The 25,366-nt window shown below is 71.1% G+C and carries 21 protein-coding genes; 13 read left to right on the plus strand and 8 right to left on the minus strand.

Annotated elements, in window-relative coordinates; translation table 11 throughout:
* Positions 1-71 precede the first annotated feature (71 nt).
* The 3 genes from ACPEH2_RS10975 to ACPEH2_RS10985 are packed head-to-tail and all read left to right on the plus strand — an operon-like array spanning position 72 to position 3,999.
* Positions 72-1,361, plus strand: a complete 1,290-nt coding sequence (locus tag ACPEH2_RS10975) for a polysaccharide biosynthesis tyrosine autokinase (RefSeq protein ID WP_423718688.1) — start codon at positions 72-74, stop codon at positions 1,359-1,361.
* 3 nt (positions 1,362-1,364) lie between these two features.
* Complete coding sequence (locus ACPEH2_RS10980; protein WP_423718689.1) at positions 1,365-2,240, plus strand: hypothetical protein; 876 nt, start codon at positions 1,365-1,367, stop codon at positions 2,238-2,240.
* Positions 2,241-2,259: 19 nt separating this feature from the next.
* Positions 2,260-3,999, plus strand: coding sequence for a hypothetical protein (locus ACPEH2_RS10985; RefSeq protein ID WP_423718690.1), 1,740 nt, complete (start codon positions 2,260-2,262; stop codon positions 3,997-3,999).
* A gap of 9 nt (positions 4,000-4,008) precedes the next feature.
* Here the strand turns inward: ACPEH2_RS10985 and ACPEH2_RS10990 are convergent, their stop codons facing one another.
* A complete protein-coding gene (locus ACPEH2_RS10990) occupies positions 4,009-4,374 on the minus strand; it encodes a response regulator transcription factor (RefSeq protein WP_423718691.1) in 366 nt (121 codons plus the stop codon).
* A 99-nt stretch (positions 4,375-4,473) separates the two neighbouring features.
* On the opposite strand from ACPEH2_RS10990, the gene ACPEH2_RS10995 reads away from it, so the two are divergent.
* The 6 genes from ACPEH2_RS10995 (at position 4,474) to ACPEH2_RS11020 (ending at position 12,993) form a co-directional block, all read left to right on the plus strand.
* Positions 4,474-6,093 (plus strand): sensor histidine kinase, encoded by a 1,620-nt coding sequence (locus tag ACPEH2_RS10995; protein ID WP_423718692.1) that lies wholly within the window; start codon positions 4,474-4,476, stop codon positions 6,091-6,093.
* An 89-nt stretch (positions 6,094-6,182) separates the two neighbouring features.
* Complete coding sequence (locus ACPEH2_RS11000; RefSeq protein WP_217528365.1) at positions 6,183-7,700, plus strand: sugar transferase; 1,518 nt, start codon at positions 6,183-6,185, stop codon at positions 7,698-7,700.
* A 45-nt stretch (positions 7,701-7,745) separates the two neighbouring features.
* Positions 7,746-9,383, plus strand: coding sequence for a sensor histidine kinase (locus tag ACPEH2_RS11005; RefSeq protein WP_217528366.1), 1,638 nt, complete (start codon positions 7,746-7,748; stop codon positions 9,381-9,383).
* The gene (locus ACPEH2_RS11010) at positions 9,380-10,510 is read left to right on the plus strand and encodes a hypothetical protein (RefSeq protein ID WP_423718693.1); all 1,131 of its coding nucleotides are present in this window, start codon (positions 9,380-9,382) and stop codon (positions 10,508-10,510) included. The genes ACPEH2_RS11005 and ACPEH2_RS11010 overlap by 4 nt, the downstream gene beginning before the upstream one ends.
* 37 nt (positions 10,511-10,547) lie before the next feature.
* Positions 10,548-12,341: a DUF4012 domain-containing protein gene (locus ACPEH2_RS11015; protein WP_423718694.1), complete on the plus strand. Its 1,794-nt coding sequence runs from the start codon at positions 10,548-10,550 to the stop codon at positions 12,339-12,341.
* A 94-nt stretch (positions 12,342-12,435) separates the two neighbouring features.
* Positions 12,436-12,993: a cell wall protein gene (locus ACPEH2_RS11020; protein WP_423718695.1), complete on the plus strand. Its 558-nt coding sequence runs from the start codon at positions 12,436-12,438 to the stop codon at positions 12,991-12,993.
* 2 nt (positions 12,994-12,995) lie between these two features.
* On the opposite strand, the gene ACPEH2_RS11025 is transcribed toward ACPEH2_RS11020, so the two are convergent.
* Positions 12,996-13,691, minus strand: coding sequence for an endonuclease/exonuclease/phosphatase family protein (locus tag ACPEH2_RS11025; RefSeq protein ID WP_366214287.1), 696 nt, complete (start codon positions 13,689-13,691; stop codon positions 12,996-12,998).
* A 31-nt stretch (positions 13,692-13,722) separates the two neighbouring features.
* Here ACPEH2_RS11025 and ACPEH2_RS11030 point away from each other — a divergent pair, with 31 nt between their 5' ends.
* Together ACPEH2_RS11030 and ACPEH2_RS11035 are read left to right on the plus strand one after the other, a co-directional pair.
* Positions 13,723-14,733 (plus strand): glycoside hydrolase family 6 protein, encoded by a 1,011-nt coding sequence (locus tag ACPEH2_RS11030; RefSeq protein ID WP_423718696.1) that lies wholly within the window; start codon positions 13,723-13,725, stop codon positions 14,731-14,733.
* Between the two features lie 84 nt (positions 14,734-14,817).
* Positions 14,818-15,873, plus strand: a complete 1,056-nt coding sequence (locus ACPEH2_RS11035; RefSeq protein WP_423718697.1) for a response regulator — start codon at positions 14,818-14,820, stop codon at positions 15,871-15,873.
* A gap of 342 nt (positions 15,874-16,215) precedes the next feature.
* Here the strand turns inward: ACPEH2_RS11035 and ACPEH2_RS11040 are convergent, their stop codons facing one another.
* The 3 genes from ACPEH2_RS11040 to ACPEH2_RS11050 all read right to left on the minus strand — a co-directional run bounded on the left by ACPEH2_RS11040 (position 16,216) and on the right by ACPEH2_RS11050 (position 19,551).
* Positions 16,216-17,928 (minus strand): glycosyltransferase family 2 protein, encoded by a 1,713-nt coding sequence (locus tag ACPEH2_RS11040; protein ID WP_423718698.1) that lies wholly within the window; start codon positions 17,926-17,928, stop codon positions 16,216-16,218.
* Between the two features lie 19 nt (positions 17,929-17,947).
* Positions 17,948-18,781, minus strand: coding sequence for a fructose 1,6-bisphosphatase (locus ACPEH2_RS11045; RefSeq protein ID WP_423718699.1), 834 nt, complete (start codon positions 18,779-18,781; stop codon positions 17,948-17,950).
* Between the two features lie 161 nt (positions 18,782-18,942).
* Positions 18,943-19,551, minus strand: a complete 609-nt coding sequence (locus tag ACPEH2_RS11050; RefSeq protein ID WP_423718700.1) for a hypothetical protein — start codon at positions 19,549-19,551, stop codon at positions 18,943-18,945.
* 238 nt (positions 19,552-19,789) lie between these two features.
* Between ACPEH2_RS11050 and ACPEH2_RS11055 the strand changes: the two genes are divergently transcribed.
* Positions 19,790-20,353 carry a hypothetical protein gene (locus ACPEH2_RS11055; protein ID WP_217528376.1) on the plus strand — a complete coding sequence of 188 codons (564 nt, stop codon included), beginning with the start codon at positions 19,790-19,792 and terminating at the stop codon, positions 20,351-20,353.
* 77 nt (positions 20,354-20,430) lie between these two features.
* Here ACPEH2_RS11055 and truA read toward each other — a convergent pair whose 3' ends face one another.
* The 3 genes from truA to ACPEH2_RS11070 are packed head-to-tail and all read right to left on the minus strand — an operon-like array spanning position 20,431 to position 23,086.
* On the minus strand, positions 20,431-21,273 hold the full coding sequence (truA, locus tag ACPEH2_RS11060; RefSeq protein WP_423718701.1) for a tRNA pseudouridine(38-40) synthase TruA: 843 nt from the start codon (positions 21,271-21,273) through the stop codon (positions 20,431-20,433).
* 22 nt (positions 21,274-21,295) lie between these two features.
* Complete coding sequence (locus tag ACPEH2_RS11065; RefSeq protein WP_423718702.1) at positions 21,296-22,201, minus strand: carbohydrate kinase family protein; 906 nt, start codon at positions 22,199-22,201, stop codon at positions 21,296-21,298.
* A gap of 42 nt (positions 22,202-22,243) precedes the next feature.
* Complete coding sequence (locus ACPEH2_RS11070; RefSeq protein WP_423718703.1) at positions 22,244-23,086, minus strand: universal stress protein; 843 nt, start codon at positions 23,084-23,086, stop codon at positions 22,244-22,246.
* Positions 23,087-23,278: 192 nt separating this feature from the next.
* On the opposite strand from ACPEH2_RS11070, the gene ACPEH2_RS11075 reads away from it, so the two are divergent.
* Positions 23,279-25,222, plus strand: coding sequence for an acyltransferase family protein (locus tag ACPEH2_RS11075; RefSeq protein ID WP_423718704.1), 1,944 nt, complete (start codon positions 23,279-23,281; stop codon positions 25,220-25,222).
* Positions 25,223-25,366 lie beyond the last annotated feature (144 nt).

The following is a 25,366-nucleotide window of genomic DNA, read 5'->3' on the forward strand; positions in this document are numbered from 1 at the left end:
AGAGTGCCCAACAGAGTCACGAACCCGAAACCGCTTGGGCCGACGGCGCCGATGACGAGCGCGGAGGACTGGTGCGGACCCCCATCGTCCTGAACCCCGTCATCGCCGAGCTCGACCTCGGCGTCACGGCCGAGTCCCTCGCCCAGCAGGTCACCGCGTCGTCCGCGCTGAACACCACGATCATCACGATCACGGTGTCCGACCCCGACCCCGTCGCGGCGGCGAACCTCGCCAACCAGATCGCCGCCAGCTTGTCGACCGTCGTTCCCGAGATCGAGCCGCAGATCGAGGAGGGCGGCAGTCCGATCCGCCTCACTCGCGTCAGCGACGCCCAGCCGGCCCTCGCGCCGGCCAGCCCGAACGTCCCGCTGAACCTCGCCCTCGGCGCCCTCGTCGGCCTCGCGCTCGGCATCGGCATCGCGGTGCTGCGCACGGTGCTCGACAACAAGGTGCGCACGCCGCGCGAGGCCGAGCAGATCACCTCCTCCCCCTCGCTCGGCGCGATCGCCTACGACGCGAAGGCCAAGGAGCGTCCGCTCATCGTCCACGCCGACCCGCTCAGCCCCCGCGCCGAGTCGTTCCGCGCCCTGCGCACCAACCTGCAGTTCCTCGACATGGGCGGTCGGTCGAGCTTCGTCATCACGAGCTCCGTTCCCAGCGAGGGCAAGTCCACGACGACGATCAACCTCGCGATCGCCCTGGCGGATGCCGGCAAGAAGGTCGCGCTCCTCGACACCGACCTGCGCAAGCCCAAGGTCGCTGAGTACCTCGGCATCGAAGGCGGCGTCGGCCTCACCGACGTGCTCATCGGTCGCGCCCGCGTCGGCGACGTCATGCTCCCGTGGGGTGGCCGCAGCCTGTTCGTCCTGCCCGCCGGCAAGATCCCGCCGAACCCCAGCGAGCTGCTCGGCTCGACGCAGATGGGCACCCTCCTCGACGTGCTCGAGCGCGACTTCGACGTCGTCCTCTGCGACGCTCCCCCGCTGCTGCCCGTGACGGATGCCGCCATCCTCGCCCGCAGCACCAGCGGCGCGATCCTCGTCGCCTCGGCCGGCAAGGTCACCCGCCACCAGCTCGAGGGCGCCGTCGAGGCACTCCACACGGTCGGTGCGAAGGTCGCCGGATTCGTCATGTCGATGGTGCCGACCCGCGGACCCGACTCGTACTACAGCGGTTACGGGTACGGCTACGGCTATGGATACGGGGGCTACGGCTACACGCAGGAGCAGCCCAAGGCCGCACGCGGCCGCAAGCGCAAGGCGCCCGTCGCCGTCGTCCCCGACACCGCCCCCGCCATCGGCGAGATCGGTTTCGACACGCGACGCGAAGCGCGTGACGCCGGCGACACCGCCGTCCGCTGATCCATGGCTCGCCGGTCGCGGGTGCGCCGAGGCCTGCCCTCCGTCGTCGTCGCCGTCCTCGTCGTCGCGCTGACGGTGGCGGTCGGCGGCCTGGTCGTGCTCGCACTCCAGCGCGGCCAGGGCACCCCCGTCGCCGACCGCAGCGCCGACCCCGTTCCTGCGACGACTCCCTCACCGGCACCGTCGGCCTCCGCGGCACCGACGGCGATCGCCGCGCCCGGCGCCGCCGAGCGCTTCCTCGCCGCGGGCGACGACGTGATCTGGCGTGCGATCGCCGGCAGCTGCGGCACAACCGCCCCGGTGGTCGAGCGATCCGACGACGCCGGAGAGACCTGGGACGACGTGACACCCACGTACCGCGACATCGCACAGGTCCGCGCCCTGACCCCCCTCGCCGACACGCAGGCCACCGCCGTCACCGACGTCGGTAGCGACTGCGAGATCCAGGCGCTGCAGACCTTCACCGACGGCGCCTTCTGGTCGCCGTACGAGAAGGTCCTCGCACAATCGACCTACCTCGAAGGCGACGCCGTCGTGATCGACGGAACCGCACTCGCCGCGCCCTGCGCCGAGCCGTGGGGACTGCGCGCCTCCGGCGACACCGCGGCTTTCCTGTGCGGCGGGACCGCGTACGAGACGACGGACGGCCAGACCTCACGCATCGGTGACGGCGTCGTCGCGCTCGACATCCACGACGGCGACGTCGTCGCCGCATCGGTGGCACCGGACTGCGACGGCCTGCAGCTGACCGCACTGTCGGGCGACGGCCAGGAGATCGCCTGCGTCGACGCGGATGCCGCCGCACCGACGGCCCTGGCCCTCACCGACGACGCGATCTGGCTCTGGAACGCCGACGAACTGACGTCCGCGCCCCGCTGATCCGAGCGCTACGCTTCCCATGGCCGTCATGCAGGAAGGGGGGACGGTGACGCGTCACGATCGTCGCGCCGCGCTGCAACGACGCATCCACGCCTCTCTCGCCGTGCTGTCCGCACCGTTCGTCAGCGGCGAGTACTTCACGCGGTGGTCGCTCCTCATGTCGTTCGTCGTCGGCACCTTCCTGAGCGTGCCGAGCGTCGGCATCCCCTCGTTCGACGGATACCTGCGGGGCGTCGTCGTCGCGGCTGTCGGGTGGATACCGCTCGCCGCGCTCGGACTGCTCGCCGCCTACGCCGAGCGACGCCTCGCGTCGAGCCCGGGCGAGCGGGTCGCCGTGATCGCGACGGCCCTCGTCGGATTCTCGGTGATCCGTCCCTTCGTGAACGATGCGGTCAGCGCGTTCCTCTTCGGGCTCTCGACCGGCGGCAACTGGGCGACGCGCATCACCACGAACATCGTCACGTCGGTCATCCTGTTCACCGTCTGCGCGATCGCGGTCACGTACCACCGACGCCTGCGGGCGACCACGCGTCGCCTGCGCTCGGCGAGCGCGCTCATGCGCGTCAGCACGGCCGAAGCCGCGCACCTGCAGAGCACCGTGCCGACCGTGTTCGCGCAGATCGCCGACGACCTGCGGCGGCATCGCGATCTTCTGCTCGACGGCGCCGTCGACTACGACGCGGTGCGCGATTACGCCGCCCGCGTGCGCGCAGCGAGCCATCGACTCGACGAGCTGACGCAGTGGCCGCCGGACGACACCCCCGTCGACATCGATCTCGACGATGCGCGGGGTGTGCCGGTCCTCGCACGCCTCAGCACCACGCCACCGCTGAGCGTCGGACTGACCTACGTCGCGGCGACACTCCCCTTCGGGCTGTCCCGCGGCGGTCCCTCGGTCGCCGTGGCGGCGGTGACGGCCTGCGCGGCCCTCGACCTCGCCGCATATCTCATCACGCGCCGTGCGCGAGGCCTGCGGGTGACGCTGCGCGGCCTCGTGTTCCTGGCGACCTGGGCCCTCGCCGGGGTGGGAGTGGTGGCGCTCACCTATGCCCTGCTTCCGAACGTCGGCGCTCTCGGTCTGGTGCCGCTGCTGGCGCTGCCGCTCACGGCCTCCGTCATCAGCATGTCCGTCGACGCCTACCGCCGAGCACGAGCCGAAGAGGTACGAGCGACCTCCGTCCTGCGAGCCTCGGCACGCGCCCTGGCCTCCGCCGCCGAGTCGGCGCGTGCACCGCTGCGCCGCGCGAGCGACCTGCTCCACGGCCGCCTGCAGAGCAGGTGTGTGATTCTCGCCGCGCACGTGGACGAGTCCCCCGCCGACGCGGAGACCCTCGACACCTTCCGCACGCAGACCGACGAGGTGCTCGACGAACTCCGCACGGGCGCGAACCTCGTCATCGAGGAGACGATCGAAGATCTCGTCGAGGCATGGTCCGTCGTGATGGACGTGCGCGTCGGCGCCGAGCCCGCGGCACGCGCGGCCTTCGACGACCCCGCCATCGGAGAGGAGGCGAGCCGGCTGATCAATGAGGCGCTCGTCAACGCCGTGAAGCACTCCGCCGCACGCGAGGCAGCCGTCGAGCTGGAACACACCGGCGACCGGCTGCGGCTGCGCGTCTCGAGCCCCGGCATCCTCTCCCCACGGGCATCCGCGAACGCCGCGCCGCAGGGAATCGGGACACGCGCCGCCGGCACGACCCTCCGTCAGGTCGGAGAGCACGTCGTACTCGAGCGCGAGTTCGAGCTCCCGCCGCAGTGATCCGCCCGCTCAGCCGGCGAGAAGCAGCTCGATCCGCTCGCGCAGCTGCCGCGGCGTGAACGGCTTCGTGACGTAGTCGTCGACTCCCGCCGCCTTCGCGCGCGAGACGTCCTGCGGCGACGAGCGGGCCGTCAGCATCATGATGCGCGTGTCGGCGAAGCCCGGGTCCGACCGCAGTTCCGAGCACACCTCGATGCCCGACTTGATCGGCATCATCCAGTCCAGGATGACGACGTCCGGATGCCGGGCATGCGCGGCGTCCAACCCGGCACCGCCGTCGTGGACGACGTCCACCTCGTGACCGACGCGCGAGAGCACCTGCTGCAGCAACGACGCCACATCGACGTCGTCCTCCACGACCAGCACATGCGCCACGCGGTCACCTCGCGTCATCCCGCCGAACCCGGACATCGGCGATGGTGCTGAGATTACACTTCGTCACCGCAGAAGAGTCACCGCATATACGGTGTGAGCGTGAGCGGGATCCAGAGTGAGCGCGCCGGCCGTATGCCGGCGTCTCACCGGATCGCGCTGTGGACGCTCACCGCGCTCTCCATCCTGCTCCTCGCGCTCATCGGCGTCCGCTTGCAGGCGAGTGGACTGCCCATCGCGATCTGGTGGCCCGCCGCCGGTGTCTCGCTCGCTTTCGCGCTGCGGGTCGCACGCGAGCACCGATGGGTCGTGATCGTCCTGATCTTCGGACTCACTGCCGTCGCCAACGCGATCGGCGGGCGCCCCTGGCAGCTCTGTCTGCTGTACGGCGCCTTCAACGCGGTCGAGATCGTGCTCGTCGTCGGCCTCCTGAGCCGACGCGACAGCACGTTCCGGCTCGACTCCTTGAATGCCGCCACGCGGTTCGTGGGCGCGGTGCTCGCCTCCGCCGCCGTCGCGGCCGTCGGCATCACCACCGCGAACGTCGTCGTCGACGGCGGCGGCTTCTTCCCCACGTCGGTCGTCATCTTCGCCTCGCACAGCTCGGCGATGATGCTGATCGGAAGCCTCGCGATCCTGCCCCGCGACGGCGGCCCGCGCGCCCACCTGGCCGAACTCGTCGCGCATGTCCTGGTCGTCGGCGGCGCCGTCGTCCTCGCCTTCGGCCCGCTCGGGTACACCCAGCTGTCGTTCCTGACCTTCGCCGCTCTGGCAGCCGGATGCCTGCGCTTCCCGCTCCGCGTCGCGATCTGGTCCTCCCTCATCACCTCAGTCGCCGTCCTCCTGCTCACCCTCACCTCCGGAGGAACCGCGAAGCTCGGCACCGTCGGTTCCCCCGAGGCCGCCGTCACCCTCGTGGTGTTCATGAGCGCCATCGGCCTGTTCACCGTCCTCGTCTCCGTCGCACGGTTCGAGGGGCGCCGCAACGCCGCCGTAGCGGTGCAGGCCGCGGAGGAGATCGCCGCCGCAGAGCGCGCACGCGCATCCGCCATGGCCACCCAGCTCGATCTCGAGCGTCAACGCGAGGACTTCGTCACGGCCGCCAGTCACGAGTTGCGCACCCCCGTCACCACCGTGCTCGGGTACGCCGACCTGCTGGGCGAGTCGCCGCTCACGGCCGAGCAGCGCTCGTGGGTCGACGCCACGCGACGAGGTGCCGCGCGACTTGCCGGCCTGCTGGACGGACTGACGCAGGCAGCCGCCGGGGGCGAGCGGGTCCGCCTGTCCGTCGACGACCTCATCGGTGACGTCTGCGCGGCGCACCACGCCGAGGCCGTCGCGCGCCGCACGGACCTCGTGACGACGCGATCCGGCCTGCACGTGACCGCGGTCGAATCCGACGCCCGGCGAGCGCTGTGGAGCCTGGTCGCCAACGCCGTCACCTTCGCCGAAGCCGGAACCGTCGAGGTCTCCGCCCGACGCGCCGGCGACGACGTCACGATCGTCGTGTCCGACGACGGTCCCGGGATGTCCCCCACCACGCTCGCGAACGCCTTCCAACGCTTCTTCCGCGGCCCCGAAGCCGAGGGGCGCACGGCGAGCGGGATCGGTCTCGGCCTCGCGACCGCCCGCGACCTGGCCCGCCGCAACGACGGCGACATCACCCTGACCTCGACACCGGGCAAGGGTGTCGTCGCCACACTCCGGCTGCCGTCGGCGTAGACCGATGACATCTCCGACACACGGGTGTTACAGGCCCCTGGTACGGTGCATCCGAGAGCGCGTGAGAGCACTCTCGTGTGGGGGGAAAGATGGCGAGCACGGTGACCGCCGACACCGGGGATGAGCAGGCCGAGCGGATGCCGCACGCCGCCGCGCCTGCAACTCGCTCGGTCTCGTGGCGTCGCGTCTACGCCCGGCGCCTGTGGGTCAGCGACCTCCTCGCTCTGATCTGGGTGGTCTACGGCACCCAGATCGCCTGGTTCGGCCTCGGCGCCGCAGAGATCGCCATCCGCGACGGCAGGGTGGCGGGCGAGATCTCGTACTGGACCTTCTCGACCGGGCTCATCCTGGTGTGGATGCTGACCCTCAGCCTCGCCGACACCCGCGATCACCGGGTGATCGGCGCCGGCTCGGCCGAGTACGTGCGGATCGCCCGGTCGAGCGTCACCCTCTTCGGAGTCATCGCGATCGTCGCGTTCCTGACGCAGATCGAGGTCGCGCGCGGCTTCCTGCTCATCAGCCTGCCCCTCGGCATCCTCGTCCTTCTCTTCGAACGGTGGCTCTGGCGGCAGTGGCTCATCGCCCAGCGCCGCACGGGCGACTTCTCGGCGCGCGTCCTGCTGGTCGGGTCGCGGCGGTCGGTCGTCGACATCGCGAACGAGCTCGTCCGCACCCCGAGCGCGGGGTACCACGTCGTCGGCGCCTGCATCCCGGGTGCGGCGGTCGCCGACACGGTCGAGGGCACCGACATCCCGATCATCGGGTCGATCTCGGCCCTCAGCAGCGCGATGGAGGTCACGAACGCCGACACCGTCGTCGTGACCAGCACCGACGAACTGCCCGCCGACAAGGTGAAGCAGATCTCGTGGAGCCTCGAGGCGGGCAGGCAGCACCTCGTGATCGCCCCCGGCATCGCCGACATCGCCGGCCCCCGCATCAGCAGCCGCCCCGTCGCCGGCCTGCCCCTGCTGCACGTCGAGACGCCGCGCTTCAGCGGCGGTCAGCGTGTCGCCAAGCGCATCCTCGACGTGAGCGCGGCGTCGCTCGGCGTGGCGCTCATCAGCCCGGTCCTGTTGTTCCTCGCCGCATCGATCCGGCTGTCCAGCCCCGGCCCGATCCTCTTCCGCCAGACGCGCGTCGGCCACGGCGGCCGCGAGTTCACGATGCTGAAGTTCCGGTCGATGGTCATCGACGCCGAGCAGCGTCTCGACGCCCTCCTCGCGCAGGAACGGGATGCCGGCAACACCGTCCTCTTCAAGATGAGGAACGACCCCCGGGTCACCCCCATCGGTCGCATCATGCGGCGGCTCAGCCTCGACGAGCTGCCCCAGCTGTTCAACGTCATCGGCGGATCGATGTCGCTCGTCGGCCCCCGTCCTCCCCTGCCGCGAGAGGTCGAGCTGTACGCGGACCACGTCCACCGCCGGTTCCTCGTCAAGCCCGGCATCACCGGACTGTGGCAGGTCAGCGGCCGCTCCTCGCTGTCGTGGGAGGAGTCGGTGCGGCTCGACCTGTCGTACGTCGAGAACTGGACGCTCGTCGGCGACGTCGTCATCCTCTTCAAGACCGCACGAGCCGCGCTCGCCCCCGGCGACACCGCCTTCTGACGTCGCGCGCTCTGCGCGTGGTTACACTGGCGACGGAGCCAACTGATGCCGACAACCGAAAGCCGCTGGGCGGACAGTCAGCTCATCGGCACGCGTGTGAGATCCGTGTGGCAGTGGCAGCTGGTATTCACCTTCAGCGTCGTGGCCATCACCGTCGCCGTCGGCGTCCTCAACGTCGGCCTGCTCGCGAGCCCCGGCTTCCTCGTCGGGATCTTCGTCATCATCATCTGCTCGATGGCGACCCTGGTCACTCCGTGGGCCCGCACGCCTCGGCACGCTGCCTTCGTCCTCCCACTGGTCGACATCGTCGCGATCGGGTTCCTCACCCTCAGCGAACCGAGCCTCGGCTACCTGTGGGTGTTCCCGATCGCCTGGATCGCGACCTACTACGGATCGGCCGAGATCGTCCTCGCCATCAGCGCCGTCGCGATCATGAGCCTCGCCGACCCGTCACACTGGGGCTTCTCGCCCGACGTGATCGTCGACCTGCTGATCATCCTGCTGGCGCTCGCGTTCCTCGCCATCACGGTCGCCAGCGGCGCCCGCCGCATCCGCGCGTTCCGGGTCCTCGCCCGCAACCAGGCGCGCCGCCTGGCCGCCACGGTCGACCGGGTCCAGGCCGCCGAGCAGCGGGTCAATGCCGTGTTCGACTCCATCTCGGTCGCGCTGGCGCGGGTCACGCCCGGCGGCGAGATCATCTCGGCGAACGCCGCGTACCGCGCCCTGTACTCCCTCGACACGCAGGACCTGCGCTTCCCCGTCGGCGGCGCCGTCGAGTACTCCGACTATCGCGGGCGGGCGCTCAGCCCTGCCGAGACGACCGTCGCGCGCGCCGTGCGTGGCGAGCTGGTCGAGAACGAGCGGCTCTGGCTCTTCGACCGCAGCGGCACCTGGCGTGCGCTCGGACTGTCGATCCGCGCCGCCGCCCCCAACTCCCTCGGCCAGCAGACGGTCGTCATCGAGCTCGCCGACCTCACCGCCGTCGCCGAGGCCCAGCGCGAGCGACCCCACGTCACCCGCGTCGTCGCGCACGAGCTGCGCAACCCGCTGACGGTGATCCTCGGCCACGCCGACCTGCTCCTCGAGGGCTCGAACCTCACCCCCGGGCAGCGCGACCACCTCGACGTCATCGAATCGGCGAGCGAGCGCATGCTCACCCTCATCCAGGGCCTCCTCTCGCAGTCGACGGATGCCGCGGAGGACCACGCGAGGTTCGACGCCGCCGCGCTCGTCGAGGCCTCGATCGAGGCGTTCGAGCCCGCGGCATCCGCCTCGGCCCTCGCCATCGAATCCGTCGTCGCGGGTCCCCTCCTCGTCGAGGGCGACGAGTTCCGGCTGCGCCAGGTCGTCGACAACATCATGAGCAACGCGATCAAGTACAGCGACCGCGGCACCCTGCGCGTCGCGGCGGCGCTCGACGACGACGGCTGGGTCGCCGTCTCGATCGCCGACGAGGGCATCGGCATGACAGCCGAGGACGTCGAGCGCGTGTTCACCCCGTACTTCCGGGCGCAGAACGCGCAGGAGGGCTCAGCGTCGGGCACGGGGCTGGGCATGGGCATCGCCCGCGACATCGTCGAGGCCCACGGGGGTAGCATCGCGGTGGAGAGCGCCCTCGGACGCGGGACGACCGTCACGGTCCGACTGCCCGCCGCGGATCGTGATGAGGGGGTCGAGTCATGACGCAGGTCGATGTGACCATCGCGCTCGTCGCGATCGCGACCGCCTGCACGATCATGATGATCGGGCTGGGCTTCCTCCCGTTCCCGGGCCGCGCCGCGGCGATCTGGTCGTCGGGCTTCGCCCTCGCCATGCTGAGCTGCTACCTGCTCGTCGTCGCCGACCAGCTCGACTCGAGCTTCCTGCGCGCCGCCGCGCACGGCCCGATCCTGTGCGCCTCCGCCTTCGTGTGGGTCGGACTGCGAGCCCGTCGGGGGCGTGAACCGATCATGCTGGTGCCCACGATCGTCGTTTTCAGCGCGCTCGCGATCATCCTCGGCCTCGCCGCCGAGAGCGGCGCCTACGGCACGGTTCTGCGCATCTCGTTCACGGTGGCGGCCGTCGTCGCGGCCCTCACGGCGGTCGAACTGCTGCGGCTGCGCAAGCCGGAGCGCGAGATGTCGCTGCCGCTGCTCGTCGTCTCGCTCGGGTTCATCGGCCTCGCGGCCCTCGTCGTCGTCGACGGTGTGGTGCGCCTCGCCCAGGGCGCCGGCGCGCAGACCGAGGCCGACATGACTGCCCTCTACTCGCTCAACGAGCTCGTCGCGCTCGTGTACCTCGTGTGCGCGGTCGTCACCCTGCTCTACCTCGTGCGTCGCGGCTCGCAGAACGTCGACCCCCGACAGGGACTCGACTTCTTCGGCATCGCGCGTGACCGCCTCGCGCGCGCCAAGGCCGCGGAGGACCGGTGGTGGTCGATCCTCGACGTGCGCCTCGACGATCCGGGCGAGCTGCTCGAGGCGTCGAGCGGTCGCGCCTTCCAACGCGTGACGGCGCGCTTCGCGCAGGACATCCGCGACGTCATGCCTCCCGAGGCCGACATCCACGCGGTCTCCGCCACCCAGGCCCTCGTCCTGCTGCCGCGCCCCGACACCGCCGTCCGCGGTCTGCTCTCGCGACTGCTCGATCGCATCGGGACGCTCACCGACCAGCAGGCGGTGCCCGTCCGGCTCTCGGCGAGCATCGGTGTGGCCGCCGCGCCGCTCGCGGACTGGAACCTCGACCGCCTCTGCGCCGCCGCGGCCGAGGCCGCCGCGCACGCGCAGGTCTCGGGCGGCGACCGCTGGGAACGCGCGGTCTTCGCCCCCTGATCCGGCGCGGTCGGCCGACCCCCGTAGGATCATGCCGATGCCCGAGACCTTCCTGCCCCCTGCCGCCCGCACCGCGGGGCGCGTCGTCGTGTGGGTCCTCGGGCTCGCGCTCCTGTTCGTCCTCTTCGCCCTGGGGTGGATCGCGGTGCGCGGGTACCTCGCCTACGACCACCTCTCGAGCGCGCAGAAGCGGGCGCCCGAGATCGCGTCGGACCTCGGCGACCTGAGCGCCGCGGGTGAGGCGATCGACGAGATCGCGCGCCACACCGCCGCCGCGCGGGAGCTGACCTCCGACCCCCTCTGGCAGGGCGCCGAGGGCGTGGCCTGGATCGGCCCGCAGCTCGCCGCGGTCGCCGACGTCGCCGCGGCGGTCGACGACGTCGTCACCGGCACCGCCCGCCCCATCGCCTCCGTCGCCGTCGGGTTCGGCGCCGAGGCGTTCGTTCCTGTCGACGGGCGCATCGACACATCGGCGTTCGCGGCGCTCGCGGATCCGGCCACGGATGCCGCAGGGGTCGCGGCATCCGCTCGTGACGACGTGGCGGCGATCGACCGCACGCCCCTCGTCGCCCCCATCGCCGACGCCGTCGACCAGCTGGGCGACGCCCTCTCGCAGGTCGCCGCGGGGACCGACGCCCTCGCTCGTGCCAGCACGCTCCTGCCGTCGATGCTCGGCGCCGAGGGCGCGCGCAACCACCTTCTGCTCGTGCAGAACAACGCCGAATGGCGCACCCTCGGCGGCATCGTCGGCTCGATGACCCCGGTGCGCGCCGACGACGGACGCCTCGCGCTCGGCGAGCAGATCCAGGCCCGCGCGACGACGCAGTACCCCGAGTCGATCCTCGATCTGGGCGAGTACGCCTCGATCTACCAGGCCAAACCGGGGCGCTTCCTGCAGAACATCACGCAGGTGCCCGATTTCCGGCTGACCGCCGAGTTGGCGAAGGAGTTCGCGGCGCGCGAGGACGTGCCCGTCGACGGCGTCATCTCCATCGACCCCGTCGCCCTGTCATACCTGCTCGAGGCGACGGGCCCCGTCGACCTTCCGACGGGCGTGACGTTGACGAGCGCCAACGCCGCACAGTTCCTGCTCAACGACGTGTATCTCGACTACCCCGACGCCGACCAGCAGGACCTCGTCTTCTCGGCTGCGGCGGGCACGGTGTTCTCGGCGCTGACGAGCGGCGACGTCGACGCCGGCGCACTGTTGCGGGCCCTGTCCCGCGCCGGTTCCGAGCACCGGCTCTACCTGTGGAGCGCGGTCCCGACCGACGGCGAAGCTCTCGCCGGCACGACGCTCGCAGGGGCTCCCCCGACGAACGACGCCGACACCGCGCGATTCGGCGTGTACCTCAACGACGGCACCGGCTCGAAGATGGACTACTACGTCACGCCCGACGTGAACCTCGCCATCACCGGATGCGGGGTCGGCGCCACCCCGCGCACCCTCACCGTGCAGGTCACGCTGACCTCGAACGCCCCCGCCGACGCCGCCACCTCGCTCCCCGACTACATCACGGGCGGCGGCGCCAACGGAGTCCCACCCGGGATCGCCCGCGTCGTCGGCGAGGTCTACCTGCCCGAGGGCTTCGAGGTCGCCTCCTCCGAGATCACGACGGAGCGCGGGTTCGGCGGCGGCACGGTCGGCGGCCGCCAGGTGCTGTCGTACTCGGTCGACCTGAAACCCGGCGACACGCAGACGGTGACGATCGAGGTCACCGCCGACACCGACATCCGCGACGCCGAGGCATGGGTCACCCCCACCGCCGACGCCGATCTCTCGCCGGTCGTGCGCGCGTCGTGCGACCCCGACGGCGCGATCCTCGGCTGACCCGGCGGGCACCCCGAATCGTCACGCGACGGAAACCGCAGGTCGGGCGGCCTCAGTTACACTCGGGTGAGTACCCGCCCTGAAAGCAGCATCCATGCGCCGTCTCCCCCGCGCCCTCCTCACGACCGCCGTCTTCGCGACACTGGCCGTCGGCGCGCCCGTCGCCGCTCACGCCTCGACGATCTACCCGCCGGTCGACGCCTGCCAGTCGGATGCCGCCGGTGCCGGCCCGGGCGACACGGTCAGCTTCTCGTGCGACGACACCACGTTCGGCCCGAACGAGACCGTCACGGTCACCGTCACGGGAGAGAACGGCGCCGGCGCGACCTTCGCGATGGTGCGCATGGCCGTCTCGACGGCGAGCGCCGTGTACGAGTCCGACGCGAGCGGGGCGCTGCCCACCGTCCGCATCACCCTGCCCTCCGACGCCCGCGGGGTCTACAACATCGCCGCCGTCTCGGCGACGTCGGCCGGCGGCACCGCCAGCGCCGTCATCGACACCAGTCAGAGCACCGACCCGCTCGTGCGGGCGGGCTTCGACGGCAGCCAGCTCACGGGGCTGTGGATCGGCGCCGGCGCCCTCGTCGCCGCGGGTGCCGTCATCCTCGTCACCGCGGGTCTGCGTGGCCGACGGGACCGGATCGACGACTGACGTCAGGCGACGTCGGGCTTCGCCCGCGCGATCGGCTCAGCCGTCACCAGGATCGGCAGGTGGTCGCTCGCGCCCTGCGGCAGCGTCCGCACCTGCTGGATCTCGAACCCGCTCGAGGTCGCGAAGTCGTAGTAACCCTTGAAGAACTTGTACCGCGTGTACGTGCGCGCATCGCTGAGACTCAGCTCGTATCCGCTCTCGCGGATGACCTGCCCCAGGTTCTCCTTGAACACCGGGTAGTTGAAGTCGCCGACCATGAGGATCGGCGCGCCCTTGCCGAGCGTCGACAGCTCGCGCAGCGCCGCCCGGATCTGATGACGACGCAGCGAGTTGAGCGCGGTGAGCGGTGCCGCGTGGAAGGACGCGACGATGAACTCGGTGCCGTGATCGATGTCACGCAGGTGGAGCCCCAGCATCCGCTCGTCGGCGGGCTTGAGGACGATGTCGTGCAACGACTTCTTGAGCGAGAAGGTGCGGCTCGCACCGGCGCGGAACCCGTTCTCGCGGTAGTAGATCGCCAGACCCAATCGATTGGAGCGGGTCGCATCGGCGAGGACGAGGCCGCCGATGCGCTCGGGCATGTCGGTCGTGTCCACCTCTTGCAGACACAGCACGTCGACGTCGTAGCGACTCACCAGTTCGGTGAGTTCGCCCGCCGCGGCGTGCTTGCGCAGGTTGTACGAGACGACAGTGATCATCGGAGTATCAGCCTATGACTAGAGTTCAAGAGTGGCTCGCAGGAAGAAGCTGCGGATGCCGCCGGCCCGCGTACTCGTCCCCCTGGGCATCGTGCTGGGACTCGTCGTGGTCCTCGTGCTCGTGGGCGTCATCGGAGGCGCCGTGACCCGCGGATTCTACGCCCTCACGGCGCGCGCCCCCGAGATGGGGACGACGGTCATCGCGCCGACCCAGGCGAAAGTTGCCGCAGCCGCGCGCGAGCTCTCCGGTGAGCAGAAGGATGCCGCCGACTACCTCGCGGCGCAGCCGACCGCCTACTGGCTGACCCCCGAGCAGGACCCCATCGGCACCGCCGGCGGGACCGTGCTCGACCTCATCTCCCAGGCGCGCGATCAGGGTCGCTCCGTCGCACTGGTGGTCTACGGGCTGCCCGGGCGCGACTGCGGCAACCACTCCGCCGGCGGCCTGTCCGAGCAGGACTACCCGGTCTGGCTGCGCGAGATCGGCTCGGCCCTCGAAACCGCGCCCGACGTGCAGAAGATCGTCGCGCTCGAGCCCGACAGCATCGCCCTGTCGGAGGAGTGCGGCAACATCGCCGATCGCGCGCGCCAGCTCAGCACGGCAGTCGACCTGATCACGTCGCCGAACACCTGGATCTACATCGACGGCGGGCACAGCGACTGGCTGCCGCCGCAGAAGATGGCCGACCTCATCCGGCAGACCGGTGTCATCGACCGGGTGCGCGGCTTCGTGACGAATGTCTCGAACTACCAGTCCCCCGCCGACGAGTTCGCCTACGCGGCATCCTTGTCGTCGCTCCTCGACGGTGCGCACGCCATCGTCGACACCTCCCGCAGCGGCGCAGCGACCTCGGGTGGCGAATGGTGCAACCCCCCGGGTCAGCTCGTCGGCGAGCCGGGCGGCACCTTCCACGACACCGTCGTCGACACGAACCTCTGGATCAAACCGCCGGGCGAGAGCGACGGCGAGTGCAACGGCGGACCGGCGGCCGGTGTCTACTGGCCCGAAGCCGGCGTCGAGCTGACGCGGGACGTCCGGTGAGCGCGACGGCGACCGCGCGAGGCGGTGCCTGCCGCCTGTGTAGCATGAGGACCGACTTTCACACCGGAATCGGGGGCTACATCGATGAGTGATTCGATGTCGATGCATAAGACGGCGGTCATCGTCGAGGACGATCCCGACATCCGTCATCTCATCGTCGAGGTCCTCGAGGCCGCCGGCTTCTCGACCGTCTCGGTCGGCAACGGCATCGACGGCGTCCGCGCCGTGCTCTCGTACCAGCCGCTCATCACGACCCTCGACGTGAACATGCCCGGCATCGACGGGTTCGAGGCGGCCCGCCGCATCCGTGCGCAGAGCGACACCTACATCATCATGATCACCGGCCTCGAAGAAGAGGCGGACGTCGTCCTCGGCCTCGGTGCCGGCGCCGACGAGTACGTCGTGAAGCCGTTCCGCCCGCGCGAACTGCGTGCGCGCGTCGAGTCGCTGCTGCGCCGCCCGCGCGCCACCGGCACGGCCGTCGCCGCCGCGCCGCGGCAAGAGGCGACCGGTCCGTCGTTCCCGGGCGCGCGACCCGCCGTGCCGCAGTACGACGCCGTGCCCACCTCCCCCGTCTTCGACGAGCGCATCATGACGCCCGTCTACAGCGAGCAGCCGCCGCAGGGCGGGGCGGTGGTCCTGCCGCCGCAGGGCGCTCCGCAACAGGGTGGGTCTCAGCAGGGCGGGCAGCAGCAGGTGATGCCCCCGCAGGGCGCGCCGCAGTACGGCGCGCAGCCGCCGGTCGCGCATCCGGGCAACGCCGTGGCCCCGGCATCCGCTGTCCCGCCGGTCGGTGGACCGGGCTGGACCGTGCACCGCGACCTCGCCGTGCACGCCGAGCACCGGGTCGTCCTCGTCGCGGGGCGCGAGCTGACGCTCACCCGCACGGAGTTCGACCTGCTGTCGACGCTCATGGAATCCAAGCGTCGTGTGCGCAGCAAGGCCGACCTGACGCTCGTGCTGCGCGGCGAGTCGTACGTGACGAGCTACTTCGTCGGCGAGGCCGACAAGCGCGCGATCGAGGCGCACATGACGAACCTGCGCCGCAAGCTCGGCGACAACCCGAACAACCCCCGGTACATCGAGACCGTCCGGGGTGTCGGCTACCGCCTCACCTCCGAAACCGTCGCCGGCGCCTGACGCTCGCCCCGGCATCCTTTCGCCGAATCACCACCCCGCTGCCGAGTCACCACCCGACGGCGCGCATCTGAGTGGTGAGTCGGCACGCGAGTGGTGAATCGGCACGCCGATCGTGAGTCGGCGCAGACCGGATGCCGGGGCTCGGACATCCGATCTCGATCGCCGTATCCGCGGAGATCCCGCCCGACACGCCGCACCGAGACCCCGGCACGCGGCGTGTCGCCGAGAATCTCCGCGGTTGTGGCCCACGCCACCCGGTGCCGGCACCCGAGAGCGGATGCCGCGCACCGGGAGTCGGCGCAGAGCGGATGCCGCGCAACCTGGGGCCGCGCCGGCGCGAGGTCAGACCTTGTAGCCCTGGTGACGCTGGAACAGCTTGATGGCCATCGTGAGGGTCTGCAGCACCGTGACGACACCGACGATCGGCCAGCCGACCCACAGGATCGCGGACTGGGTGATCGGGTCGAGCAGGTTCCAGATGACGGCGATCGCGACGGCCACGATGGCGAGGATGATGAAGGGCGTCCAGTGTCCGAAGCTGACGCCGCCCTTCTCGGCTCTCGCCTGCAGGGCCCAGTTGTCGACCTTCTTCTTGGAGAGGAAGCGGGTCCACGACCGGATGAAGTGACTGATGCGGATCCACATGAAGATCTCGGCCGGGAACAGCAGCACGGCGAAGGCGATGTCGCGCGAGTTGCACTTCTCCATCGCGCGGGCCATCCGCAGGTTCAGTCCGGCCGCGACGAGCGGCGGGATCAGCCACCACGGCGAGAACACGAACGCGTTGATCGACAGCGACGCGATCAGCAGGGTGATGAACGCGACACGGACGAAGAAGTTCGTGAGCATCGAGAACTGCTCGAACCAGCGCAGACGCAGGTTCGGGTGGAACGGCTGCCCCTTCGTGTCACCACGCTGACCGGGCCACATGAGCTCGATGGCGCCGTAGGTCCACTTCACCTGCTGCGCGTCGTACCCCTTGAGGGTCGTCATGCCACCGACATCCGCCCGGGCGAACGGGCTGATCTTCGTCAGGTACCCGGCCGACTTGATCTGGAGGGAGAGCAGCGAGTCCTCGACCTCGGAGTCCTTGACCCACGGCGAGTTCTGGTGGTTCTCCTTCATGATGTCGCGGAGCGCGGTCGTCGAGAAGATCGAGAACTGTCCGCCGAGCACCGCCATGTTGCGGCCGCGCAGCAGGTTCTGCATGTTGAAGGCCGCGAACTGGGTGCGCTGACCGGCGATCAGCCACTTGGCGATGAAGCCCTTGATGGGGCGGTCGTCGATCGTGTAGATCGCCGAGATGCCGCCGATGCGCGAGTCCGACACGGCCTCGTTCTCGAGGTACTCCACGGCGCGGCGGTCGGCGGTCGTGTCGCCGTCGACACCGAGCAGGTAGTCGTACCCCTCGACGAGGGCGTAGCCGTAGTTGAGCGCGCCGACCTTCTTGTCGGGGTTCTTGCCGATGTCGTGGACGAACACCTCGGTGAACTGCAGCCCGAGCTCGGTCTCGACCTCGTGCGGTCCCGAGAACTCCGATGCGATCTTGACCGTGTCGTCCGAGGTGTTGTTGACGACCACGTGGATGACGTCGGGCACGCGGCTCTGCTCGAGGAGCGACCGGATGACGTCGGCGATCGACTCCGCCTCGTTGTACGCCGGGATGATGCATCCGATCGTCGACCGGTGCACCGAGTGGTTCTCGAGCACCGAGGCGAAGTCGTCGGCGAACTCATCCACCGGGACGATCTCGCCGGGACCGCCGGGCGACGCGGCATAACCGGCCGCTTCGGGGGCCGCCTGCCAGGAAGCCTGCGGGGCGACGCCCTGCCACTGCGCCTGCGGCTCCTGCCACTGCGAGGCGGGCTGCTGCCACTGCGGCGGCTGCGGCGCCTGCTGCCATTGCGGCTGCTGCTGCGCCTGCGGAGGCTGCCACGCGGGCTGCTGGCCCCACTGCGGCTCCTGGCCCGGCCAGGCGCCGGCCGCCGGCTGCGCGCCCACCGGGGGCTGCGCGGGCTGCCAGCCCTGCGGGCCGGGGATGTACGGACTCGTCACGTCGGTTCCTCGAGCTGGATCACGGAGTGGTGGGACCGCCGGTACCGGGGGTGGTGGTCCACCCGTCGGTGCCGGTGGTTCCCTGGGAGCCGTCGTTCGACGTGCCGTCGGTTGCGCCCCCCGTGGACCCGTCGGTCTCTGTTTCACGAGGATAGATCGCAATCGGGATGACGGGGTAGACCGTCTGCTGCACGAACGACTTGTCGTCGTTGGCCGTCCCCTCGACCCAGACGTCGAGCGCGAACTGCAGCGTGATCCCGTAGGTGTCCGGCGGCAGCTGGTTGATCGTCGTCTCGGGGACGAGCAGACCGCCCTGGTAGCTGTTGATCAGCAGGCCCTTGCTCGAGCGGATCGTGTCGGTGGGCACGAGCGTGCGGGGGTCGGCGCTGAACTGGAACGGCGAGCTCACCTGGTTCGAGGACTGCGCGGTCTGCGACGAGATCGACACGTTCGAGAGGAACACGCGACGCTTCTGCTTGAGCACCGCCTTCTCGTCGACGCGGGTGTCCTTGACGTTGACTGCGAAGCCGAAGGTCTTCGCGTTGTCGGGGTACCACTCGCGGGTGCGCTTGGAGTCGACGGCCCAGAAGTCGAGGATGATGTCGAGACCGTCGGCGATCTCGTACGTCATCTGCACCGAGCCGTCGTAGGTGAACTGCGAGTCGAACGGCATCTCGACCGTCCCGGCGGCGGGCGTCGCGTTCGGAGCGGGGGTGGCGGCCACGTTTTCGCTCGTCCCCGAGATGGAGTTGAAGGCTTCGACGACCTGAGCGCACCCCGAGAGCGACAGCGCAGCCGCGGCGGCCAGGGCGACGACGCCGAGCCGGCGACGGGCGGTGGGACGGATGGACATGCGCGAACCTCGCTCGGTCGGAAGGGTGGAGGGCACCGGCGGCGGGGTTCGGGTCGCCGCCGCCAGTGCCACGTCTTCACCGTAGGGGCGAAAACCCTCGCTCACCGGTGACTTCGCGAAGCCTCGCGCTGGTCTTTACCGGACCTTGAGGTTCTTGAGGTTCAGCCGGATGCCGCCTGCTGCGCGATCGCGACCGTCACCGTGTCGGTCGCGGTCTGCTTCGCGTACTCGTCGGCTTTGGGTTTGGTCTGCACGAGGAAGTCGTACGTGAACTGCAGCGTCACGTACGTGGCGCCTTCGGGGACCTGCCCGACGTTGAAGGTCTGCGAGTAGCTGTAGGGCTTGAGGACGAGGTAGCCGTTCTTCACGCTCGCCTCGTCGACCTGCGGATCGAGGGCGGGGAAGGTCTCCTCGGCGTTCGCGGGGACCGCGAGCATCGTGGCCTTCTGCAGGTACACCTTCTGCCCGTCGTTGGGCGTGATGGTCGTCACCAGCGACAGACTGACGGGCTTGACGGCGTTCGCCGTCCACCGGTCCATCCTCAGGTCCGACCAGTAGTTGACGGCGACGCTCACGGCGCCCGCCTTGAGGTCCCGCTGCGTGGACCCGCTCGAGAGGTCGTTCTCGACCGGAGGCGCGACCACGACCGGCGAGCTCGACACCGCGGCCGGGGCCGTCGGGGTCGGGCTCTGCAGGGCCCATGGGGACGGGCCGCATCCCGACAGCACGACAGCGCTGCCGACGAGCGCCGCCGCGGCGGCCAGACGCATGGTTCTCATCCGCATCATGACCCCTCCCTGCGGTGCCGTCAGTCTACAAGTGCGGATGCCGCGGCCCGCCCGACGCGCATGTGTCGGAGTGCGACAGTGTTTACCTGTTCGAAACCCGCGTTAGTTGCCAATCCTGAGCGATTCCTGAATACTGGCTCTGTCCAACCAACGGGGGGCGGGCGGTTGGATCTTCTTTTGCCGTCTGCGTCCCGAACTCACGACGACCGAAAGAAGCACCATGAAGCACAAGATCAGCAAGGCTGCGGCAGCTCTCGCCGTTGCCATCGCGGCGGTCTTCGCGGCACCGGCCGTCGCGAGCGCCTACACTCCGACCCCCGCCGGCCCCGGGACCATCACGGTCACGCCCGGCGGCACGGTTCCGGTTCAATTCACCGGCTTCGAGCCCGCCGAGCTGGTCACCTTCACCCTGACGGGTGAGGGCGTCGGCCCCGCCAACCTCGCTTTCGTCTCCTTCGCTGTGACCTCGACGTCTGTCTCGAAGACCGCGAGCGAAGACGGCGCGGCCACGGCCACCGTCACCCTCCCCGACAACGCGACCGGCACCTACACCCTGGCCGCAGTTGGCGCTGAGAGCGGCGCCGCCGAGACCGTGACGATCGCGCTCGCGGCTGCCGCGGGCGGCTCGGACAGCGACGGCGGCAGCGCCGGCGCCCCCGCCCTCGGTGACACCGGTTTCGACGGTGACGCGCTCCTCGGCCTCTGGGTCGGCGGCGGCGTCCTCGTCCTCGCCGGTGCGAGCATCGCGGTCGCGACCTCGGTGCGCCGCACGCGTCGGGCATAAGGCACTCGCGAACCATCGCAACAGGAGAACCCCCGGGCCACGGCCCGGGGGTTCTCCTGTTCTCGCGTCATCCCCGCTCAGTCGTCGACGGCGCCCAGTTCCCGGCGGGCCCGGGTCTGCTCCGCGCGCGCGGCCAGCAGATCATCCGCTGGGTAGCCGACTTCGGTGAGCGTCAGCCCGCGGGCGGCGAGCACCTTCACCTCGTTCGTGCGGACCAGCTCATCGCGGATCTCGGCGACGCGGTCCACGCCGATCCGCCCCTCGCCGACCGCGACGCAGGCGCCCACGAGCGCGCGCACCATGCTGTGGCAGAAGGCGTCGGCTTTCACCGAGGCGACGAGGACGCCGGACTCCTCACGACGCCAGCCGTACTCGAGCAGCGTGCGGATCGTCGTCGCCTCCTCGCGCGGTTTGCAGTACGCCGCGAAGTCGTGCAGGCCGCGCAGGCTGCGGGCAGCGGCATCCATCGACGCCACATCGAGATGCGCCGCGACCCAGGTCGTGCGCCCTCGCTCGAGCGGGTCGTATCCGGTCGCCCGGTCGGCGACGCGGTAGGCGTACCGACGCCACACGGCGGAGAATCGCGCGTCGAAACCCTCGGGCGCCACGCTCACGCGGTGCACGGCCACATCCGGGTACGGACCGAGCACACCGTTGATGCGCGCGGCGAGCGCCTCGGGCTCCGGTCGCCGTCCCGACAGCAGCCGGCGCTCCTGCCCGTCGGTCAGGTCGAGGTGAGCCACCTGCGCCGACGCGTGCACCCCGGCATCCGTCCGACCCGCGACCACGAGCCGCGGGTCTCCGCCGAGGATGCGGGCGATCGCCGCCTCGAGCGTCCCCTGCACGGTCCGCAGGCCCGGCTGCCTCGCCCAGCCTCGGAAGTCGGTGCCGTCGTAGGCGAGATCGATCCGCAGGCGCACGGTGTCAGCCTATCCGCGGCCGTCAGACCGTCGCGTCGACCTCCGCACGGGTCGGCGGGTTCGCGCCGGGCCGCGACACGGTGATCCCCGCCGTCACGACGGCGCGGCGGAGCGCGCGCGGCAAAGCGTCGGCGTCGCCCGCGAGCAGTCCGGGGTCGTCGACGAGGCTCGTGATGAGGCTCGCCATGAACGCGTCGCCCGCGCCGATCGTGTCGGCGACGTCGACGACGAGCGGCGCAACCTCGACGAGACCCGACGGCCCGAGCGCGAGGGCGCCCTCGCCGCCGCGCGTCATCACGACGATCTGCGGCCCCCGGGCGGCGATGGTCTCGAGCACGCGCGCGGCGGGCACACCCGGGTAGAGCGCCTCGGCATCCTCATCGCTCAGCTTCACCAGCGTCGCCGCCGCGAATGCCCGCTCGGCGACCGGCCGCGGGTCGGGTCCGACGAGCGCCGGCCGCACGTTCGGGTCGACCGTCACGACACGGCCCGCCTGCCGTGCGCGTTCGAGGGTCGCGAGCGCGACGTCTCCCCCGGGCTGCAGGAACAGCGCGATCGACCCGGAGTGGACGACGGATGCCGCGGCCGCCGCGCCGGCCGCGGCGTCCGCTTCGAGCGCCCAGACGATGTCGAAGTCGTACTCGGCCGAGCCGTCGGCGCGTAGCCGGGCACGGGCGGTGGAGGTCGCGGCATCTGTCCAGGACGCCTCGTGGACGACCGCACCCGACGCGGTCACCTGCTCGGCGATCCGGCGGCCGCGGTCATCGCGGCCGAGGCACGTCAGGAGGGTTGCCGGCACGTCCTGCCGCGCGATGCCGACGGCCACGTTCGCGGGACTGCCGCCGACGAACTCGGCGTCACCGCCGTCCCGTTCCACGATGTCGATGAGCGCTTCGCCGAGGACGAGGACGGCGTGCCGAGAGGTCATGCCCTCACTTTCGCACGTCGCCCGCGGGCGCGCACGTCGATGTCAGCGGACGACGGCGGTGACGGTCGGCAGGTGCGAGAGGATCTCCTGACTGATCGACCCGAGCAGGAAGCGGGCGAGCGCACCCCGGCCATGGGTGCCGACGACGACCATGCGGGCGTCGGCGGCGATCCCGGCCAGCACCTGCGACGGATAACCGCGCTCCACGCGGCGGACGATGCGCAGGTCGGGGTAGCGCGACGACAGGCCGGCGACGGACAGCGCCAGCACCTCCTCGGCCGTCGACTGCATGTTCGCGAGGTAGAGGTCGGGGTAGACCTCCATCGCGTTCCGCGGCGTGTGCAGCGGCGTCCAGACGTTCACCGCGATGAGCGGCTCGCCGAGCCGGTCCGCCTCGGCGGCGGCGAACTCGATCGCGTGCTCGGACACCTCGGACCCGTCGATGCCGACGACGATCCCCGCCCCCTCCCCGAGATCGCGGTCGGGGACGACCACCACGGGGCACTTCGCGCCGGCCGCGATCCGGATGCCGTGCACCCCGCGCGCCGGACCGGTCCCCGGTCCCCGGTAGTCGCTGCCGATGACGAGGAGCGCGGCGTCCGCCGCGGCTTCGATGAGCGTGGTGACGGGGTTGCCGGATTCGACGCGGGTCGTGACCGGGACCCCGGCATCCGTCACCCGCGCCGCCTCGCCGTCGAGCAGACGCTGCGTCGCAGTCTGCGCCGCACCGAGCACCTCGGCCTCGCCGACGGCCCCGACCGCGCCGCCGACGACCGAGACGAGCTCGACCGCCTGCCGGCGCTGGGCGGCACGAGTCACGGCCCAATCCACGGCACGGCGCGACACCGGGGCACCCGTGACTCCGACGATGATCTTTCCGGCCATGCTGCACGTCCCTTCTGGGGGCGACGCGCCTGCCGGATCGCGGTGACGTCTGCGGGCGCTCGTCCGTGTCTCGGTCATGCCAACCTATCCCAGCCACGGGCGAGGCGGGAAGGGGCAGGCCCGTTCAGGATGCCGATCTAGACTGGATGCCGCGAATCGCCCGCTCGCCTCGAGATCCCTCCCCGCTTCGACATGACTCGATCTTCTTCCGCGCGCCTGCCGGGCCTCGACGGACTCCGCGCCGTCGCGGTCCTGCTGGTCGTCGTGTACCACCTGTTCCCGGCGCTGCCCGCCGGGTTCCTCGGTGTCGACGTCTTCTTCGTGATCTCCGGGTTCCTCATCACGACCCTCCTCCTCCGCGAGCGCGACGAGCACGGTCGGATCGGCCTGGTGGACTTCTGGCGACGGCGAGCCCGCCGCCTGCTGCCCGCGATCGGGGTCGTCGTCCTCGTGACCGCGTCGCTCGCCTGGATGGTGGGCGGCGACATCCTCGTGGGCCTCGGCGGTCAGCTGCTCGGGGCGACGACGTTCTCGTACAACTGGGTCGCCGTCGCGAACGGGTCGTCGTACTTCGGCGGCGGGCTCGACTCCTCCGCCCCCGAACTGCTGCGAAACCTCTGGTCCCTCGCCGTCGAGGAGCAGTTCTACCTGCTCTGGCCGCTGCTGCTGCCGCTCGTCCTGAGGCTGCGACGAGGCCGGGTGCCCGTCGCCGTCGGGTTGGCGGCGGCATCCGTCCTGGCCGCGGTGCTCCTCGCCGGCAGCGGCGCGACCCGCGTGTACTACGGCACCGACACGCACGCCTTCGGTCTGCTGCTCGGCGTCGCCCTTGCCTTCCTGCGCCCGGCGGAGCGCCGCGGCGGCGTGCCTGCCGTGGTCGGCGGTGCGGCGATCGCCGGGGTCGTCGCGCTCGCGTTCGTGACGCCGGGCGACGGAATCGAGACCTTCCCCGGGCTTCTCGTCGCGGCATCCGTCCTGACCGTCGTGGCGATCGCGGCAGCCGTGCGCGCGGGATCGCACCTCGGACGGGCGCTGGACGTCGCGCCGCTGCGCTGGATCGGCGAGCGGTCCTTCGGGATCTACCTCTGGCACTGGCCTCTCGTCGTCATCCTGACGGTCGCGACCACGCGCTCCTCCCCCGACGTCGCGGTGCCGGTCGAGGTCGCGCTCCTCACCCTGGCGCTCACGCTGGTCGCCGCCGAGGTGTCGTTCCGCTTCGTCGAGCAGCCGGTGCGCCGGCTGGGGTTCCGCGCGTCGCTCCGGTTCGTCGGGCGCGCGTTCCGCGGCGGCCCCGTGCGACGCCTCACCGCCACGGCCGCGATGGCCGCAGGGCTCCTCGTCGTCGCCGGCACGACCGCGGCGGTCGCCGACGCGCCGACGATGGCCTCGAGCGAAGCGGCCGTCCGCGACGGACGCGCGGCCCTCGACGCGGCATCCCCCCGGTCGGATCACGCGACGCTGCCCGGCGCCGCCCTCCGGAGCGACGACGCCGTGCTGCGTCCGGAGTGCCCATCCGCGCACCTCAGCGACGACGAGGGACTCTGCACCCCGCCGGACGGCCGCCCCGCTCCGCCCGCCTCCGTCCGTGTCGCCGGAGCGCGCGTGACCCTCGTCGGCGACTCGGTGATGCTCGCGTCCGCCGGCGGCCTCCTCGACCGGATGCCGGGCGCCCAGGTCGACGCGAAGGTGTCGCGCTCGATGGGGGCCGGCGTCGCGATCGTCGACCGCCTCGCCGCCCGCGGACAGCTGCGCGACTACGTCATCGTGGGTCTCGGCACGAACGGACCGGTGGACCCCGACGACCTCGCGCGCCTGAAGAAGGATGTCGGTCCCCACCGCACGCTCGTGCTCGTGACCGCCCACGCGCCCCGCGACTGGATCCCGGGCGTCAACGAGGAGCTCGAGTCCTTCGCGCAGCACACCCCTGGGGTCGCGATCGCGGACTGGTCGGCGGCGATCAGCGGTCACGAAGACCTGCTGGCGGGCGACGGCATCCACCCCGGCGCCCGTGGCGGACAGCGCTACGCCGACGCCGTGGCCGACGCGATCGACGGCGTCGAGAACAGCCGCGCGCAGCTGCGCTACCGCGTCGAGCTCGCCCAGTGGGCCGTCGCCCAGACCTTCGACGCCGCGCGCTGACCCCCTCGGGACCGCTCCCGCCGCCCCCGCGCCCGCCGCCCCGCCGCGCCGCCGCGCCCGCCGAGCGGCGCCGCCTCTGCGTCCACATCATGTGCTCCGAACGAGGGCACACGTTCTGGACCGTGCACAGCGTGTGATGTCGTT

Source organism: Microbacterium sp. NPDC064942 (genome assembly GCF_049545525.1).
Taxonomy (GTDB): Bacteria; Actinomycetota; Actinomycetes; order Actinomycetales; family Microbacteriaceae; genus Microbacterium; species Microbacterium gawkjiense.